This window comes from Stenotrophomonas koreensis, assembly GCF_001431525.1.
Taxonomy (GTDB): Bacteria; Pseudomonadota; Gammaproteobacteria; order Xanthomonadales; family Xanthomonadaceae; genus Stenotrophomonas; species Stenotrophomonas koreensis.
In genome coordinates this window covers 67,920-84,543 of record NZ_LDJH01000011.1, presented here as the reverse complement: position 1 = coordinate 84,543, position 16,624 = coordinate 67,920, and the positions used below count along the sequence as shown (strand labels likewise).

The following is a 16,624-nucleotide window of genomic DNA, read 5'->3' as shown; positions in this document are numbered from 1 at the left end:
CCAGTTGTAATTCAGGCCTGCCACGGGTCGATCACCGCGATGCCGGCGCCCTCGAACCCACCCCGGCCGCGGGTGGCCACGGCAAAGCCGTGCGCGGCCGCGATGGCGGCGATCTGACCGTCGGCCACGCCGATCGTTGTCCCGGCGCGGTGCCCATTGCCGATGATTCCCGCGTAATGCTTCGCGGCCTGTTCGTCGAACGCCAGCACCCGCCCCCCGAACAACTCGTCCAGCAGCCCGGCTAGGGCCGCATCCAGCCCCGGCTTGCGCTTGCCCTGCGGCAGCAGCTCGAGCCCCACCAGCAGCTCGGCCAGGTTCACCGCGGTCAGGTGCAGGGTCTCGGCGGCCTGCTGGTCCAGCCATGCCAGCACCTGCGGACTCGGGGAAGGCCGCATCGCCTCGGACACGACATTCGTGTCAAGCACGATCATTCGATCGACGCCGGCTCTGTCGGCGAAGCATCCCGAGCGGCGTCCAGTTCCAGCCCGCCATAGCGACGACCGAACTCGGCCAGCCTGGAACCCACCTTCACCCGGCCTTTCGGGCGAACGGCATCCTCGTGGATTTCCCGGACCTCGGCCTCGGTGCTGCGGCCGTGTTCGGCTGCACGCTGCTTGAGCGCACGGTGCGTGGCTTCGGACAGGTTGCGGATGGTGATGGCGGGCAGGGCGCACCTCCTTGCAGACAGGAAATGATATCACTCAATCTATTCTGATATCGGCCCTGCGGCCGTGGTGATCCCCATCTCCCGCAGCATCACTACATTGACCTTGTGCACGTTGTACTTGTCCTCTGCGATCTGCCTTGACCGCCGGCCCATGCGCGGGGCGAGCGTGGGATCTTCGATGAACTTGAGCATGGCCTCGGCCAGCGCATCGACCGACTGCACCGGCACCAGGAAACCGTTGTCGCCATCGATGACCGTCTCGCGATAACCCGGGGCATCGGGATGATGGGGCGCCCCAAGGCCATGGCCTCCAGGACCGTGCGCGAGGTGCCTTCGCGGTACGACGCAAGCACGTAAACCGTGCTGGCTGCGATGGCAGGGCGCGCGTCGTCGAGTTTGCCGAGGAACTCGAGGGGCCGTCGGCCACCTAGGCGCCCAGCTCCGACTGGGCACAGGAACACCGTGGGGGCGGCATTCAGCGGCGCGACCGGAAATGCCTCCACGTCCACCCCGGAACCATTGACGACCTCCTTAGGAATTCCCGCCTGGACGACACCCGGGTCGCGAAAGCTATCCACATCATCATGCGCCTTCTTGCTAGGCGGAAGTAATGATAAGCAACAAGTCCGCGCGCTCGCGAGGATTGCAGACCGGTTCCGCCATACACGTCGGCCCAGCCATACTCGCCAGATCCTCGCCCACTTGCGCGCCCAGCCCTCTAGACGAGCCAAGGGCAAGGCGGAAGTGGAGCGCGCTCGCGAATCTGCTCCTCCGCCTCACCCCCTAAGCTCATCCATGCATTGCTTGCTGTTTATGGACAACCCTGCTGCGACCTTGGATCATGGCCTCTGCATGAAGCGCTGGGCGACCCAGCGACCAATCGGCGCACCCGTCAGAGGAAGCCAGGGCAGCTTTCTATCGACCATAAGCAGGCAAGGCCAAAGCGGCTTGGCTCAAACAAGCCCCCCCTCCCAAGAACGAATGATTCATAAAAACTCAGGACGACTGCCTTGTCATTGCACGGAATTGAACAAACCATCGCTCGGGGCATATGTATTGGTTGTGGTGCCTGCTCGGTAGCATCTAGAGGCGCAATCAGCCTGAAACTTGCGCCGTCGCGACTCTACCAAGCGGACATATCCAACGCGTCCGAAAGTGATATTCGCTCCGGAAGTCGCGTCTGCCCATTCTCGGATGAGTCCCCGAATGAGGACCAACTTGGCGCCCCTCGCGAAGATTCACTGATGCACAAGCACAAGCTCCTCGGAAATTTTACTCAAACATTCGCGGGGCGGGTCTCTAATGATGCATATGTTCTAGGCAGCAGCTCAGGTGGCCTAACTTCGTGGCTCCTGAGCAAGTTAGTCCAACTGGGAATCGTCGATGGCGTGATCAACGTAGGGGCTGCCGGAGAAGACGCGCAAGAAATTTTTCGATACTCCGTGGCGACAGAATCCGAGCTTCGCAATCGGCGGAAATCACAGTACTACGCAACCACGATGGCCGACGTGCTTGAGTTGATCAAGGATGAGCCAAAGCGGTACGTGCTGGTGGGGGTCCCCTGTTACATCAAAGCAGCTCGCGCCATGTGCAAGGAAGATCCAAAGATTGCACAACGGCTTGTGTTCTTCGTAGCCCTGGTTTGTGGGCATATGAAAACTCAAGCGTATGCGGAGTCATTGGCTTGGCAAGTAGGCGTTCCTCCACATGACCTTGAAGCGGTCGACTTTCGTGTCAAGGGTAAAGGGCGCCTTTCGAGTGACTACGATTTCGGCGCCCTGAAACGTGGTGAAACTGAAATGCGGGTTGCTCCGATGTCAACACTACAAGGCGGGAACTGGGGCCACAACACCTTTCAGCCCGAGGCATGCAACTTCTGTGACGACGTGGTTGGAGAAACAGCAGATATCAGCTTTGGAGATGCCTGGCTGGCCAAATTCACCTCTGATCCAAGAGGAACCAACATTGTCATTTCAAGAAACCGACGTATCGATGAGATCTTCGCTTGCGCCGCCGATGCTAATGAAATCACCTTGCACGAGGTATCAGCAGATGAGGCTGTGGCTTCGCAAGCAGGCGGTTTCCGGCATCGCCGCGACGGCTTGGCTGTCCGCCTGGCTGACGACATAGCCGCCGGACTATCTGTACCCGTCAAACGCGTCTCCCCAAACGTAAACGCAGTGGACAAACAACGGGCCAATTTGTTCCGGCAGCGTCGCCGCATTGCAAAAGTAAGTCAGGAGTTATTCTACGATGCCGTTCTTCATGGAGATCTCCGGGTATATCTCAAGGGGCTCAAGCGCGAAATCGTCCGCTATGAGCGCCTCGAGTCCTTCCGGGTCAGGATGCGACGAGCACTGCGGCCGGTGAAGCTATTCCTGAACCGAATTAGGCTGGCTAAATGAGCGATTCCGTAAGAAAGTGAAGCGAATGCTTACGGACTTCCTCGATGCGATGGTCGACATCAATCCAATCGACACTGAGTGCTGCAGCAATGTCGGGAGTATGCGAGAGCATGCGATCGTCCAAACCGGTGTGCGCCAGAAGAGTTTCGAAACGCGAGTTCATTTTTCCACGGGGGACCAACAAGAACGGAACGTGAAAGATCGTGGCAAACACACTTGCATGGAATGAGTCGGTGACCAACAACTTGGCACCACGAATCGCGCCAATGAACTCTCTGGGTCCGAACGCGACCAACGCAGGATCACTGGGGGAGTGCAGATCAACGATATCGAGGTTTCCGCTTCGAGCATGCTCGTGCACTTTGGTCAGATCAGGCCCACCAGTTGCAACTGAATCGCCGGCGGATAGCATGAACGTTGCAATGTAGGAGCCTGGCCGCAACTGCGGTGGTCGCACTGCCATGGTGTCCCACTGTGTCCGTTTGAGCAACATTGTGGGGTCAAGCACCACGAGCGGCTTTCTGCCCGTCAATACTCGAGTTGTTTCTGCCGCCTGGTGTTCTCGCACCGAGATCTTTTCGATCTGCCGGAGCCCCGCACGATATCGGCCGCGCAGATAGGCTGGAACCTCAGGCACTCCGATGCTCGCCGCATAGGCCACCCTCTGCTCAGGCTTTGCAAAAGACAGAAACCATTCCGGATTCGCCTGAGTGAAAGCTGGATTCCACACTTGGTCTGAGCCCACCACGAAACGCTTATAGCGATCAGTGAACGCATCGACCTGTCGAGCACCAGTGTATCGTTGTGGCCCTGGGGTGATGTATTGGTCAGAGAACGCCTGAATTGCTTCACGACGCTGGGGCGGGCATTCGTACACATCACGAGGCGGCCGTGTGCCTGGCCGGCCCAATACGCGACCAAGAACTTCGTGGCGGCGATCATAGGCTGTAACCAGAAGGCGACGGGCCCTGAGTGGTTTGCTCTCTCTGCGTGGAAATCCTTCCAGAGACTCAACGTTCCTGAATCCCAGAGACTTGATCGCTTCCTGGAGAGCGAAATTCTGCAAGCGGTTCCCATAGTTCGTATTGCCAGGCAGCGTGACGATGCCGATCGGTTGGTCAGTCACGGCTGCTCCGGATTGCAGTGATCATTTGACGGGAACGCACGAAAAGCCCTGCCGAGAAGGAAATGAGCAACGCCTTCAGTTTGGTTGGAAGCGAGATCGTTCGAGAGAGAAGAATACGGAACATATCCGACCGGAGTCTAGCCTGAAACTTTCTGATCAAGGGTTTCGACTCGCCCTGATGGAACTCACGAGCATCCTGAACCAAAATCCCCAGAATATTGACCCTGGTCTGCAGCACGTGATCCACCAAGGCAGGGTGCTCCTCTCGAACAAGCTCCTCGAGAATCTCCGTCATCCTCAGACCAGTGAGACGCTTCAGGTTGATCCTGCTCCTGGTGGCGCTACCTTCGGACTGGACATAGTGGTAAAGCGGCCGATGGATGACTGCTGAAGATTTCGCGCGACGGGCAACCTCCACCACGAAGATCGTGTCCTCCCCCCAGTGGATGTCCTCTCGAAAGCGTGTCGATCCAATCAGCGCACGACGATATACCCGGGAGCACGCAAAGCGATTCTGCGTGGTCAGCACAGTCTCCAAGCCTGACCTTGTATCAAGAATGCCATCGAATCTGGCAAGCGTCATGCCAGCGATAGACCTTTCCGGGTAGTCGACGAAATACCCGAACGTCACGAAGTCGAGGCCATTCGTGATTGCCTCGTTCACAATAAGCTCAAAGGAGTCAGGCTCGAGCCAATCATCCGCATCAACAAAGCTCACGAAACTGCCGGTGGCCGCATCCAGTCCTGCGTTTCGCGCTGCAGAGACCCCCGCGTTCGCCTGGAAAATTGGCCGGATCCGGCTGTCGCGTTCAGCGAAATCTCTAATTATCGCAGGACTACGATCGGTTGAACCATCGTCGACGACAATGATCTCCAAGTGCGGAAAAGTTTGGCTGATTAGGCTTCCCAAACATTGAGCAAGATGTTGTTCAACATCGAATACCGGAACGATTACGCTAACAATTTCATCCATGTTTCGCACGCTTCACAGTATTCCAATTTATGTTCAAAGCGTACATTACGTCCGCTACCCACATACGAACTCCGCCGCGGATAGTTCCGGAACTGCGATGGTAGTGATTGAACTGGATTATCAATCGCAAGGCTCGCGCCAATGACGGAACTTCTGAGAACGCAATTCTTTCAGCAAGGAACGCAGCCGCCTGCTCAACAGACCTTCGATCCGAGTGTGAAAGCTTCATGCCAAGCTCATCATTTTCGAGCAGGGCAAGATGAGCATCACGAGACTCACGAAGCATCGTGATACGCCGATCTTGGGTCGAGGAGAGCACCGTCTTTTTCCGCAAACCTCCCAGCGAAATATTCCCACCATGCACGCGACGCCGCATGAGAGTGTCAGGCAACAGCTGACAATCACCAAGCACGGCGCTCCAAATCCCGATATACCAGTCCGCGCCCAAACTCATACTCAAATCTGGAAAACCACCTGCTTTGCCGATTTTTCGCAGCACATCACCCCGGACACACATGGCATGAAGAGGCACGGCGGAATAGCCAACGAAGTCATCGAATGTCAGCTCCTGAATTGATCCAGATGGTCCACGGTGGATTCGAGAGTTGTTTAACATCTTCTTCAGGATCCAAGGATCGGCGGGCTTTTCACCGTTCTTGTCCACGATCGTTGTTCTGGAAACAAGCATGGACAGATTGGGATGATCAGCCATGTGTCGAGTCATGACGGCAACCTTATTTAGCTCCCAAACATCGTCCTGATCACCCAAAAATACGATATCGCCGCTCAACGCTTCCAGATGAGTCAAAATATTTGACGCTGGACCAAGATTCTTGGGATTGACATTGATCGACCAACCGTCCAGTCCATTGAGTTCAATGAATGCCTTAACTTTCTCAACCGTTCGATCCGAAGAACCATCATCGAAAATAAGGACCTGATCCACGGCCCTGGTCTGATGAAGAATCGAAGTCAGCTGCTCTTCAATGAAAGCATCACCATTGAACGTGGTCAGCAGCACGGAAGAACTCAAATAACCACTACCTCTCATACGACTCGCCCTTCAGGTTTTCCTGATCGCACCAGACGGCTCAAATCTACCCACTCCCCGAGAATCAATTCGTACTCTTCTGGCTCCATGATGTTGTTTCCACCAGCATGGAAGAATGTGATCTCACCGAAAATAATCTTGTTGCCGGTGGGGTTGTAAAGATCAACACGGCAGAATGGAAAAGGCTCAGATAGAATCTCAGCAACCTGAACCATTCGCTCTAGCATGGCCGGCTTCTCCAGCACCCGATCCTGTATGCGAGGACGTGAAACCTTGACATCAAGCAGTTTCCAATTGGTGTCATAAACATTTCTTCTGGCATCTTCCCTATGGGCTCCCGCGGCGTCCGCAGTATCAATATCAACGAAAATTCCGTGACACTTCCCATAAGAACAGAAGAATCGATAATCAATAAGGCCATCCTCGCCATCTGTCTCAATAATCGGCTCAACCATTATCCTTGGCGTTATGTCACGATAGTTCCACTCACGACTTAGTGCGTAATGATTCCGCCTGAGGTATAGCTTTAGAAGCCTGCACGCCTGCTTGATATTAAAAGTCTGTAGCTCTCCGCAGCGAATATTAGTTGCAGACGAATTGTTCGTTTTTATATAGAACTGAGAAGGGAGCAAGGCCCAGTTGATTTCTTTAGGGCTGGAATACACTCCCAGAACCGGATGAAGCAGATCACCCAACCCTTTACTCTCAACGTAACCACGCACCGCCACCTTGTCGGTACATTGCGACATTATTGGATTACGATAGTTAACCTTCAGCCACCACTGTTTTTCATCAAAGGTCTGAGGATTAGCGAGATTGAGGGGCTTACCGGTAGCGCGAATGTGGGATCGCTGTGCAAATTCTTCGTCAGAGAGCCGCGAAAGCCAGAATGCTCGGATACGGTGATAGGCGTGAGCTATCAGCGCTTCAAGTTCGACGAGTGTCGGATTCTTCCGCATGTATCGGCGTGCCGAACGTATCAATTTTCGCTCCTAGTTAATGCTGCCAAGAGTTCATACCGCTGCGCCCCCGCATGCACAAGCAGCCATCTGCGCAGCCCCCCGGGGCTCAGGCGAAGGGTGTTGCAACCCTGTTCGACGAATACGGAATTGGCGCTGACGCAGCTCAAAGCATTGCGGATTGTGATGAAGATCGGGGCTTGGCTGATGGCGTTGTTGTCGCGCTGCACATCTGCCAGTCACAGGGCCACGTGCGCACCCCGCGCTGCCGATGACCGGAGCAACGACAAACATCGCGCCGGCGAGTGAAGCTGCGTGCTGTTCGAGATCGGTCACCTTCGCGCCCGCGGAGTGCACGAAGTTAGAGTCGATGCAGCCCACAAGGCACTTCACTTCATTGCCTTCGAATGCGGGGCGATGAAGCGGCGCCAAGCCCTCGTCGTAGATAGCACGCACGTCGGCGACAGTGCCTGCAGAAGTATCTTCAAGCCTGTTCATAGAAGACGCCGTACCGTTCCCAAACTCGTTCCTGCGCAAAATTCTCCAGAACCCAGTGCCTGGCGTTGGGATACTGTTGCGAAGCCGCCAAAGGGTCGCGCCAGATCTCCTGCATCGCCTTCCACACTGCGTCCACGTCGCCAAAGGGCACTTTCGTACCGCTGATGCCGTCGGCAACGCTGTCCCGCACGCCCACCACGTCGAACGCAATGGTGGGCACGCCCATTGCCGCGGCCTCCACGGCCACGTTGCCGAAGCCTTCGCGATGGGTCAGGAAAAGGTGCACATCCGCCAAAGCGAGGTAGCTCGCTACGTCCGACGTAAAGCCTACATGCAGCACGTTCCGTCTCGCCATCAATCGCTCGAACGCGCCCCCTGCACCATCTTCCACCGGCCCGACCAGAACAAACCGTATCCGCGAGTCTTCACGCGCTGCCCGCCCCACTAGCGCCTCCAACTCCACGAGCCCCTTGTCCGCACATATGCGGCCAATCGCCATAGCGACGAACTCCCCGTCCGCCAGACCCAGTTGCGCGCGCAGATGCCGTGTGCTTGGAGCTTGACGCACCACAGGGTCAAACCTTGTGGCGGACACACCGTTCCCGGAGCCCGCGCCCAGAACCCGCCCTTTGCGGGCGTAGATCGCAGCATCGCGGCAATACTCGTCCATTAGGGAACGGGAAACGAAAAGTACTTCGTGAGCACAGGATGCGGCCAACCGGTCCAGCAGGCGATACAGCGTCCGAGAAATGCCGGAAAAGTTCTCGTAGACCCGCCCCTGAAAGAAGATCACCCTTCGCGATTGCCGCCTGAATGCCGCGGCAAGGGCGCCCAAGAGAATCGCCTTGGGCGTGGTGACAACCACTACGTCGTAGCGCTGGCGCCCGAAGTGCCTGATCAGCTGGACCAAGGCCCTGAGGTCTGCCAAGGGACGGGGCGGCCTGACCAGTCCAACCGGCACCACAGCGCCGACATTGCGGTCGCGCAGCGTCTGCAGCTCACTCATTTCACCGCCGCAAACCAGGGTCAGCCGGTGGCCGCGCTCGCTCAAGTACTCCAACTGCCCTTGATAAAGAACATTGAAGGAAATAGCGTCGGTTGCCACGAAGCAGAGACTTTTCGTTGTCGTCATGGTAGTCACTACACCATGGGAACAGTGGTACGGCGAATAGCCATGATTTCTTGGGCAACCTGGTGCTCTTCTTCCAGGCTCAGCGCGGACCGGTTCCTGCGCGCGCGGATCAGGTCGAGTCGCCCTACCCGCGCCAAAGCAGCTACAACGCTGCTTTTGATATGTGAGACAGCCAATGCACGCAGTCTCTCGGTCTGCGGGAAACGGGATCCGGCATCCTCACGTACGGTCGTACGCCCAATGCGGTAGGCCAGAAGCAGCTTGTCAGCGGTCACATTGCCATCTTCCCTATAGAAGTAGAGTGGCTCGGGAATGATGGCCGCTCGGAGATCGCCCTTCGAGTAAGCACGCACCCACAAGTTGGTATCCTGCGACTTCGCGAGATCCTCACGGTATGGGTTCCGTTGAAGCCACTCCTTTCGAGCCAGCACGGATGCATGCACGATCCCCGACTGACCTGCCAATAGCCCGCGAGGCGTAATGCAATGGCCTGGAGAAACACACCGCCTGCCGACCGCAACGTACTGGTCATCGAGCGAATAGACGCCCGTTGCAACCAGTGCCACGGTGGGATCACGGTCCAACTCAGCCATCTGCCGCTCAATCCTGCACCTTGCCATCAGGTCATCCGCATCCATGCGCGCAAGGTAGGGATACTGCGCAAGGCCGGTAATCTGGTTGAGCCGCGCGGCAAGACGGCGATTCTGTCCGTCAGAGAACACGCGGACGCGGGGATCATCTATGGATCTCGCAAGCTCCAGCGACCCGTCGGTCGATCCGTCGTCGACAAGAAGCAGTTCCCAGTTGGTGTAGGTTTGCGCAAACACTGACCGTACCGCATCCAGCAGCGCGGGGCCGGGATTGTAGAACGGGATGGCGATGGAAACCGGCGGATCAGCGATCACCATCGAAGAATCTCCGAGTTGATCTGATACGGCACCAGATCGGAAAATGTGGTAGTTGTCATGACAAAAAACGCGACTGCAACTGCCAGAAACCCAACAGATGCAATCCCGCGCAGCACTCTTTCGGAGATCAGGATGAACACCATGGGCCACAGCAGGATGGCCATCGAACTGAAGTAGATATGCAGGCGCAGCAGGCCTGACGGGTTGACACTGGATACGACGGCCGCAACCGCAATCACCAACCCGACCAGGTAAATGTTGAGCAGACGGCAGTACACCTCACGCTGATCCTGCCTGATTGTCCGCTGCAGCCACAGCAGAGCGGCCCCCTGGCCCAGCAAGAAGGCCAACATGACAGTGCCCCCGCCTTCCGTAGCCTCTGCGTAAACGGCGTACTTGTCGTCGAAGAGGTTCGCCGCAAAACCCACGAAGACGCGCAGAAAGATTATCGTCATCGCGGTTGCCACTGCCAACAGCGCCAAGCGCAGTGGGCTGATCCTGGGTGCCGCCAGAAAATACAAGGGCAACGCCACCAGGGCACTCCTGTGGAACAGCATGGCGAGTGCGACTGTGGCGAAGTACGGCCATGCGCGCCGCTGCAACAGGAACGGCATCGCGGCAAAGCAAATGGCAGCCGCAATGCCCTGCCGGGCACCGTTGAAGAAGAAGGTGTATGCGCCCAGGGCGATGAACAGGAATAGCGCGGTTTCATAGCGCCGACTGAGCTTGACGATTGTGGGCAAATAGCACACCACCACGATGGCCGCGATCATCAACAGCAAAACGCTGTACGACTCAGAAATGGACCGTGCCAACCAGGAAAGAAAGTGGTAGCCGACCTCGTTTCGCCCCTCGGTCACGCTGACAAAGGACTCACTGCGCTGGAACTGGCGCAGGTAATTTCCGGTATCCGTCCCCACCCGATAGTCGCGAAGGCCAGCAACAAGCACCATGACGCTCCCCACTACCCAGAGGCTTGTCCTGCGGATGGTTTTGGACCCGGAGCGCCGGCCCAGATAAGCCAATGTGGGCACGAATACCAGCAGCAAAAGATAAGGCATCATGTGGCGCTGTATACCTGTTCAACTCGGCTTGGCCCGGCGGCAGCGAAAGATCTCGGTTGTTCTTCAGCCTCAAGCACGGCGCCCTTCCCGGGATACAGTAGTAGCTCGCCCCAGCACCAGAGCAAGAAGAAACAAGTATCCCGCTACATTCACGAGAGAGAATGCTGCCACGGCAGTAAGGTCGTTTCCGATCGTTGCGCCGAAGTATAGCGCTACAACCCTGGCTGCAGTAATGAAGACCTCATAACACAGCAAGACACCCTGCATCTGAAGCACGGCCATGGCAGCCACCGCTGGGCGCGTAATCAGAACGCTGGCCATCCAGATCGCGATCCACTGCGCGAATTCGCCAGCCCTCTGCCATTCGCCACCCAAGACAGACGGGATGATGACATCCCCTAGAATCGCGACCACGCCGAACGGGACGATAGCCAGAAGCGTCATTACGGCGGTAGCACGCTTCAACAATGGCGCCGCAGCCGAGTGATCCTTGCGAATCGTCTCAGTGGCCCGGGGGAAGAACACCTCCGACACGGATTGCCCCAGAAGCATGATCGGCGCCCCCAGAATCATCGTGGAGATCGCGTACTGCCCCGACGTGGACGAGCCGAACAGTGTAGTGAGCAGAATAACCGGAAGGCCGAAGGATGCAGCACCAATTACGGTCTGCGGCATTCGGTACAAAGCGAAATCTCGCTGTTCTCGGGCCGCAGTACGAATACCTGAAACTCCGAACCACCGCCGAACTTGAAAAGTGCCCCGTCGCGGAACACGGGCGAGCAGCATGGAATAGTTGAGGGCCTTGCCCACTATCGAGAGGACGATCAGCAACAGTCCCGATGGTACCAGCACGCCCCCAGCCAGCTTGCCTATGTTCATCACCAACGTACTGACTACCTGGGAGCCTGCCTTCGCCTTGAAGAGCCCTTCGCGGATGGCAGTCTGGTTGGCAACCGACAGTAGTGCACCCAGCAACAACGACACCGGGATCAGATAGAGAAAGTCAGGTGTCGCCTCCAGCCCCGTCCACACGGCCAGTTCGGACTGGAAGAAAAATACCAACACCAGTGCCAGCGGCGCGACTAATGCTGCGCATACCAGCGAAAGCCGCGCAACCGCGGTAGCACCTTCCTCCGTCTCCGGCATGACGATGGCATTTGCGTACCCTAGAGTGGCCAGTGGAGTGATGATGTTGACCATTGCTGTGAAAGCAGACAGCGCGCCGAAAGCTTCAGGCCCGTACAAGCGGGTGAGGAACGGCATGAACAAGAGCGAGATCGCCTGCGCGGCAGCAGTCCCCATCGCCACGGCAGCGACATTACGGACGAAGCGGCTTTTGCTGAGCGCGTGAGCACGGTCGCGCACACGAGCGAATACGCTGATCATGGCGCAGCAAATGCCCTAGCCGTAGACGCTCTCTGCGCATATCCGCTCGGGCTGCAAGACCCAATGCATCCGGCGTCACCGATCACAAGTACACGCATTGCCGATCAAAGCCGCCCGTCCACTGCTTCTCGCGGCAGCACGTACTTCACGTCGTACAACACCGCCCCCGGCTTTCCATGCGCGCGGATCCCCGCCGCACCCAGCTTCCGGAACTCCTCGTGCCCCACCGCCACGATGATGGCGTCGTACTCGCCCTCGCCCGGAGCGCACAGGCTCAGACCGTACTCGTGCTTCGCCTCGCCCGCGTCCACCCATGGGTCGCAGACGTCGACCTGGGCGTTGTAGCCCTTGAGGGCGTCGATGATGTCGACCACGCGGGTGTTGCGCAGGTCCGGGCAGTTTTCCTTGAAGGCCAGGCCCATGACCAGGATGCGCGCGCGCACCGGGTTGATACCCTTGCGCACCATCAGCCGGATTACCTCATTGGCCACGTAGGCGCCCATGCCGTCATTGGTGCGCCGGCCGGCCAGGATCACATCCGGGTGATGGCCCACTTCCTGCGCCTTGTGGGTGAGGTAGTACGGGTCCACGCTGATGCAGTGGCCACCGACCAGGCCGGGGCGGAACGGCAGGAAGTTCCACTTGGTGCCCGCCGCTTCCAGCACTTCCAGGGTGTCGATGCCGAGCTTGTTGAACAGCATGGCCAGGTCGTTGACCAGGGCGATGTTGAGGTCGCGCTGGGTGTTCTCGATGACCTTGGCCGCCTCGGCCACCTTGATGCTGCTGGCCTTGTGGGTGCCGGCGGTGATGATGCTGGCATACAGCGCATCGACGAAGTCGGCGGCGGCGGGAGTGCTGCCGCTGGTCACCTTCAAGATGGTGGTGACGCGGTGTTCCTTGTCGCCGGGGTTGATCCGCTCCGGGCTGTAGCCGCAGAAGAAACCGGTATTGAACTTCAGGCCGGATACCTGCTCCAGGATCGGCACGCACACTTCCTCGGTGCAGCCGGGGTAGACGGTGCTTTCATACACCACCACATCCCCTTGCTTGAGCACCTTGCCCAGCGCCTCGCTGGCTTTGCGCAGTGGAGTCAGGTCCGGGCGGCGGGCGCTGTCGATTGGCGTGGGCACGGTGACGATATACACGTTGCAGCCGGCAATGCCGTCCAATTCGCTGTTGAAGCTCAGCTGGGTGGCCTGGGCCAGCAGCTCTGGCTCCACTTCCAGCGTACTGTCGCGGCCGGCACGCAGCTCGGCAATGCGCGCAGTGTTGATGTCATAGCCCACGGTGGCGTAGCGCTTGCCGAATTCCACCGCCAGCGGCAGGCCGACATAGCCCAGGCCGACCACGGCGATACGCAGGTGCTGGGTGTCCAAAGGGAGATGCATGGTCACGATCCTTGTTGGGCAGAAGAATTTTTGGCAAATGCGGCGACATACCACGGCAGCGCGGCAGCCACGCCATCGGCAAAGCGGTGGGTGGGTGCATAGCCAAGCAGCTGGGTGGCCTTGCTGATATCGGCCTGGCTGTGGCGCACATCGCCGGTGCGGAACTCGCGGTATTGCGGTTCAACCACCGCAGGCACGCCGTGCTGGGCAAGACCATCACGCAGCTGGCGGAAGACCTCGTTCAGCGTGGTGCGGTCGCCCAGGGCGACGTTGTAGACCTGGTCCCGCGCTGCGTCGCTTTCGCTGGTGGCGGCCAGCAGGTTGGCCTGCACCGCATTGGCGACAAAGCAGAAATCACGGCTGGTTTCACCATCGCCATTGATCCACACCGGCTGCTCGCGCAGCAGCGCACCGATCCATTTGGGAATCACCGCGGCATAGGCGCCATCCGGGTTCTGGCGCGCGCCGAACACATTGAAATAGCGCAGGCCGATGGTCTTGAAGCCGTAGCAGCGGGCAAATACCTCGGCATACAGCTCGTTGACGTACTTGGTTACCGCATACGGGCTGAGCGGGCGGCCGATGTTGGCTTCCACCTTGGGCAGGGCCGGGTGGTCGCCGTAGGTGCTGCTGCTGGCGGCATAGGTGAAGCTGCGCACGCCGGCATCGCGAGCGGCCACCAGCATGTTGAGCATGCCGCCGATATTGGTGGCGTTGCTGTTGATCGGGTCATCAATGCTGCGCGGCACACTGCCCAGCGCGGCCTGGTGCAGCACGTGTTCCACCGGCAGCGGTTCGGCATTGGCATCAGGGCGGAACTGCATCGCACGCTGGCAGTCCTCCAGCTGGCGGATGTCGCCTTCGATGAAATCAAACCGTGCCCACTGCGCCGGGCTGACCAGCCGGCGCACTTCGTCCAGGTTGTGGCGGAAGCCGGTGGCAAAGTTGTCCAGGCCGACCACGCGCTGGTCCAGCCGTAGCAGGGTTTCCAGCAGGTTGGAGCCGATGAAGCCGGCCACGCCGGTGACCAGCCAGGTACGCGGTGCAGCCTGCAGGCTCTGCTGCAGATCGGTATAAGCAGTCATTGCAGGGGGCTTTCCAGAGGGTGGCCAGACAGGCCGGTTGCCTGCAGCCTATGGCCAGCGTCGTGCTGGCCGGCGAACACAAGGCAAGGAACGCAGCCATGACGGTATTGGCGAGCAGGCCGCAGGCCAGAGTGGCCAACAATGGCTACGCCCAGACGCACGTCAACCGGTAAAGCAGCACACCTCATTGGTATCCCTTTCAATTCCAGCCACCTGCCTTGAAGCCAGGCTGGGCTTGCGATTATGCCAGATCGGGAAAGCTGATTGGAAGCTTAATGGGCGCGGGGTGTTGGTTCGGATTCTGTGCAGGTGGTCACCGCCAGCAGCAGCGCCACCAGTGCGCCGATGGCCAGGGTGCGCAGTGGGTAATCCACCGCGCTGTGCAGCACCGGCAGCCAGAGGCCGAGTACGGCCACGCGGGGCAGCAGGGCGGCCTCGCTGCGCGCTGCGCGCCACACCTGCCAGCTGATTGCCACCAGCAGCGCGATGCCGGCCAGCAGCAGCAGGCCGCCGGGCAGGCCCAGTTCCAGCAGCAGCTCCACCGGTTCGTTGTGGGCGTGCAGCACGTAGTTGGGGGCGAGCAGTGCCAGTGGCTCGTGCGCGCCATACACCTCACGGAAGCTGCCGGCACCGCTGCCCCAGGGCAGGTACTGGCCAATCAGCGGCCAGCCCTGTTGCAGGTAATCCAGCCGGCCATCCTCGAGCATGGGCCGGCCGAAGCGGGCGGCCAGCCGTTCCCAGGCATACGCAGCCACCGCCAGGCTGGTGCCGGCCAGGGTGAGCAGCAGCAGCGGGTGGCGCCAGAACGGACGCCGCTGGCCCTGCGCTGCTACTGACAGCAGCAGGGCCAGGCTGGTGGCCAGGCCCAGCACCAGCAGCGCGTTGCCGGCACGCGAGAAGCTCAGGGCCACGCCCAGCGTCATCAGCGCGGCGGCGGTATACGGCAGCAGGGCCGCACTGTGCTGGCGGCGTTGCTGGGCCTGCCAGCCCAGGCCCAATGCCAGCGGTACCAGCATCGCCAGCAGGCAGGCCAGGTGGTTGCGGTTGGCGAACAGGCCGGTGGCCACGCCGATGTTCTGGTTCGGGTGCAGGGCCAGCACTGCCCGGGCGCCGGCACTGGCCTGGGCAAAGCCGAGCAGTGCCTGCGCGCTGCCGATGGCAATGGCCAGCCACAGCAGCCGGCGCTGGGCGCGGCCATCCAGGCTGGCGCACAACAGCCACAGGCTGCCGACGCTGAGCAGGGCCAGGCCGGCGCGCAGCGTGCCTGATGGGCTCAGGCTCATCGGCAGCCAGGCCGGTGCCAGCCCGGCCAGTTCCAGACCGCTGACAACCCCGGCACGGCCGGGCAGCGTTGCCACCAGGGCCGCCGGCAGTGGCAGCAGCTGTAGCCCGAGCAGCGCCAGTGCTGCCAGCCACAGCCAGCTGATGGTCCGCTGCAGTGGCGGACGTGGCCGGGCGTACCAGCGCCAGCTGCCCAGCACCAAGGCCGGCAGGGCAAGCAGATGCACCAGCAGGTCGCCGGCACCGCGTGAGCCGCCACCGGCGAGCAGGGCGCCGGCCAGCAGCAGCCCGGCCAGTACCTCGGCGATGCGGTCCTGGCTGGAAGGGGGAGCAGTAGTGCGCAGGTGCATGGGCAGGCCCTTGAAACGAACAAGCCGCCCGGAGGCGGCTTGTCAGATGTACCGGAACGCAGACCTTACGGGCTGGTCGGTGCCGGCGGCGGGGTCGGGGTCTTGTCGCCACCACCGCCATCGGCAATGGCAGCAACCACGGCCGCGGCAGCCAGGCTGCTGGCAACAATGGTAGCGGTCTTCTTCTTGGCAGCGCTGGCGGCTACCTGGGAAGCGGCTGGCTGGCCGGCAACCGGGGCGTTGTTGGCCGGCTGCTGTTGTTCGGCAGCAGCGGTGGTGTTGGCCGAAGCAATGCTGGCGAAGGCCATCATGGCAGCGGCGAAGAGGAGCTTCTTCATCGGTGATTGTCCT

Annotated in this window: 15 protein-coding genes and 2 pseudogenes; 1 reads left to right on the top strand and 16 read right to left on the bottom strand. The window is 59.7% G+C overall.

What is annotated here, in order from left to right:
• Nucleotides 1-11: 11 nt before the first annotated feature.
• The 4 genes and pseudogenes from ABB25_RS06605 to ABB25_RS14995 form a co-directional block, all read right to left on the bottom strand.
• Complete coding sequence (locus ABB25_RS06605; protein ID WP_057665182.1) at nt 12-431, bottom strand: type II toxin-antitoxin system VapC family toxin; 420 nt, start codon at nt 429-431, stop codon at nt 12-14.
• Nucleotides 428-652 carry a FitA-like ribbon-helix-helix domain-containing protein gene (locus ABB25_RS15000; protein ID WP_425477312.1) on the bottom strand — a complete coding sequence of 75 codons (225 nt, stop codon included), beginning with the start codon at nt 650-652 and terminating at the stop codon, nt 428-430. Before ABB25_RS15000 ends, ABB25_RS06605 begins: the two co-directional genes overlap by 4 nt.
• A gap of 54 nt (nt 653-706) precedes the next feature.
• Nucleotides 707-934 (bottom strand): annotated as a pseudogene (locus tag ABB25_RS14895) (glycosyltransferase); the annotation flags it as partial.
• Nucleotides 935-960: 26 nt separating this feature from the next.
• Nucleotides 961-1,128, bottom strand: a pseudogene (locus ABB25_RS14995) (glycosyltransferase); the annotation flags it as partial.
• 783 nt (nt 1,129-1,911) lie between these two features.
• On the opposite strand from ABB25_RS14995, the gene ABB25_RS14265 reads away from it, so the two are divergent.
• A complete protein-coding gene (locus ABB25_RS14265) occupies nt 1,912-3,072 on the top strand; it encodes a Coenzyme F420 hydrogenase/dehydrogenase, beta subunit C-terminal domain (protein WP_083488152.1) in 1,161 nt (386 codons plus the stop codon).
• Here ABB25_RS14265 and ABB25_RS14260 read toward each other — a convergent pair.
• The 12 genes from ABB25_RS14260 to ABB25_RS06550 form a co-directional block, all read right to left on the bottom strand.
• Nucleotides 3,065-4,198 carry a polysaccharide pyruvyl transferase family protein gene (locus ABB25_RS14260; RefSeq protein WP_160319416.1) on the bottom strand — a complete coding sequence of 378 codons (1,134 nt, stop codon included), beginning with the start codon at nt 4,196-4,198 and terminating at the stop codon, nt 3,065-3,067. The genes ABB25_RS14265 and ABB25_RS14260 overlap by 8 nt on opposite strands.
• A complete protein-coding gene (locus ABB25_RS06590; RefSeq protein ID WP_083488150.1) occupies nt 4,191-5,171 on the bottom strand; it encodes a glycosyltransferase family 2 protein in 981 nt (326 codons plus the stop codon). The genes ABB25_RS14260 and ABB25_RS06590 overlap by 8 nt, the downstream gene beginning before the upstream one ends.
• Nucleotides 5,164-6,192, bottom strand: a complete 1,029-nt coding sequence (locus ABB25_RS14255) for a glycosyltransferase (RefSeq protein ID WP_160319415.1) — start codon at nt 6,190-6,192, stop codon at nt 5,164-5,166. Before ABB25_RS14255 ends, ABB25_RS06590 begins: the two co-directional genes overlap by 8 nt.
• Nucleotides 6,193-6,218: 26 nt before the next feature.
• Nucleotides 6,219-7,181 (bottom strand): ATP-grasp fold amidoligase family protein, encoded by a 963-nt coding sequence (locus tag ABB25_RS14250; protein WP_083488148.1) that lies wholly within the window; start codon nt 7,179-7,181, stop codon nt 6,219-6,221.
• Nucleotides 7,182-7,665: 484 nt separating this feature from the next.
• Nucleotides 7,666-8,811 carry a glycosyltransferase gene (locus ABB25_RS06585; protein ID WP_152981074.1) on the bottom strand — a complete coding sequence of 382 codons (1,146 nt, stop codon included), beginning with the start codon at nt 8,809-8,811 and terminating at the stop codon, nt 7,666-7,668.
• 8 nt (nt 8,812-8,819) lie between these two features.
• Nucleotides 8,820-9,719, bottom strand: coding sequence for a glycosyltransferase family 2 protein (locus ABB25_RS06580; protein WP_057665171.1), 900 nt, complete (start codon nt 9,717-9,719; stop codon nt 8,820-8,822).
• Nucleotides 9,713-10,783, bottom strand: a complete 1,071-nt coding sequence (locus ABB25_RS06575; RefSeq protein WP_057665170.1) for an EpsG family protein — start codon at nt 10,781-10,783, stop codon at nt 9,713-9,715. Before ABB25_RS06575 ends, ABB25_RS06580 begins: the two co-directional genes overlap by 7 nt.
• A gap of 69 nt (nt 10,784-10,852) precedes the next feature.
• Complete coding sequence (locus tag ABB25_RS06570) at nt 10,853-12,169, bottom strand: lipopolysaccharide biosynthesis protein (protein ID WP_057665167.1); 1,317 nt, start codon at nt 12,167-12,169, stop codon at nt 10,853-10,855.
• A 104-nt stretch (nt 12,170-12,273) separates the two neighbouring features.
• Nucleotides 12,274-13,557, bottom strand: coding sequence for a Vi polysaccharide biosynthesis UDP-N-acetylglucosamine C-6 dehydrogenase TviB (gene tviB, locus ABB25_RS06565; protein WP_057665166.1), 1,284 nt, complete (start codon nt 13,555-13,557; stop codon nt 12,274-12,276).
• Between the two features lie 2 nt (nt 13,558-13,559).
• On the bottom strand, nt 13,560-14,642 hold the full coding sequence (locus ABB25_RS06560; protein WP_057665164.1) for an NAD-dependent epimerase/dehydratase family protein: 1,083 nt from the start codon (nt 14,640-14,642) through the stop codon (nt 13,560-13,562).
• Between the two features lie 272 nt (nt 14,643-14,914).
• A complete protein-coding gene (locus ABB25_RS06555; protein ID WP_057665162.1) occupies nt 14,915-16,273 on the bottom strand; it encodes an O-antigen ligase family protein in 1,359 nt (452 codons plus the stop codon).
• A 65-nt stretch (nt 16,274-16,338) separates the two neighbouring features.
• Entirely contained in the window at nt 16,339-16,611 is a 273-nt protein-coding gene (locus tag ABB25_RS06550; protein WP_057665160.1) for a hypothetical protein, read from the bottom strand.
• Nucleotides 16,612-16,624 lie beyond the last annotated feature (13 nt).

Coding starts and splice junctions, on each gene's coding strand:
- ABB25_RS06605 (WP_057665182.1), bottom strand. CDS start 431: ATGATCGTGCTTGACACGAATGTCGTGTCCGAGGCGATGCGGCCTTCC.
- ABB25_RS14265 (WP_083488152.1), top strand. CDS start 1,912: ATGCACAAGCACAAGCTCCTCGGAAATTTTACTCAAACATTCGCGGGG.
- ABB25_RS06590 (WP_083488150.1), bottom strand. CDS start 5,171: ATGGATGAAATTGTTAGCGTAATCGTTCCGGTATTCGATGTTGAACAA.
- ABB25_RS14250 (WP_083488148.1), bottom strand. CDS start 7,181: ATGCGGAAGAATCCGACACTCGTCGAACTTGAAGCGCTGATAGCTCAC.
- ABB25_RS06585 (WP_152981074.1), bottom strand. CDS start 8,811: ATGACGACAACGAAAAGTCTCTGCTTCGTGGCAACCGACGCTATTTCC.
- ABB25_RS06580 (WP_057665171.1), bottom strand. CDS start 9,719: ATGGTGATCGCTGATCCGCCGGTTTCCATCGCCATCCCGTTCTACAAT.
- ABB25_RS06575 (WP_057665170.1), bottom strand. CDS start 10,783: ATGATGCCTTATCTTTTGCTGCTGGTATTCGTGCCCACATTGGCTTAT.
- ABB25_RS06570 (WP_057665167.1), bottom strand. CDS start 12,169: ATGATCAGCGTATTCGCTCGTGTGCGCGACCGTGCTCACGCGCTCAGC.
- tviB (WP_057665166.1), bottom strand. CDS start 13,557: ATGCATCTCCCTTTGGACACCCAGCACCTGCGTATCGCCGTGGTCGGC.
- ABB25_RS06560 (WP_057665164.1), bottom strand. CDS start 14,642: ATGACTGCTTATACCGATCTGCAGCAGAGCCTGCAGGCTGCACCGCGT.
- ABB25_RS06555 (WP_057665162.1), bottom strand. CDS start 16,273: ATGCACCTGCGCACTACTGCTCCCCCTTCCAGCCAGGACCGCATCGCC.
- ABB25_RS06550 (WP_057665160.1), bottom strand. CDS start 16,611: ATGAAGAAGCTCCTCTTCGCCGCTGCCATGATGGCCTTCGCCAGCATT.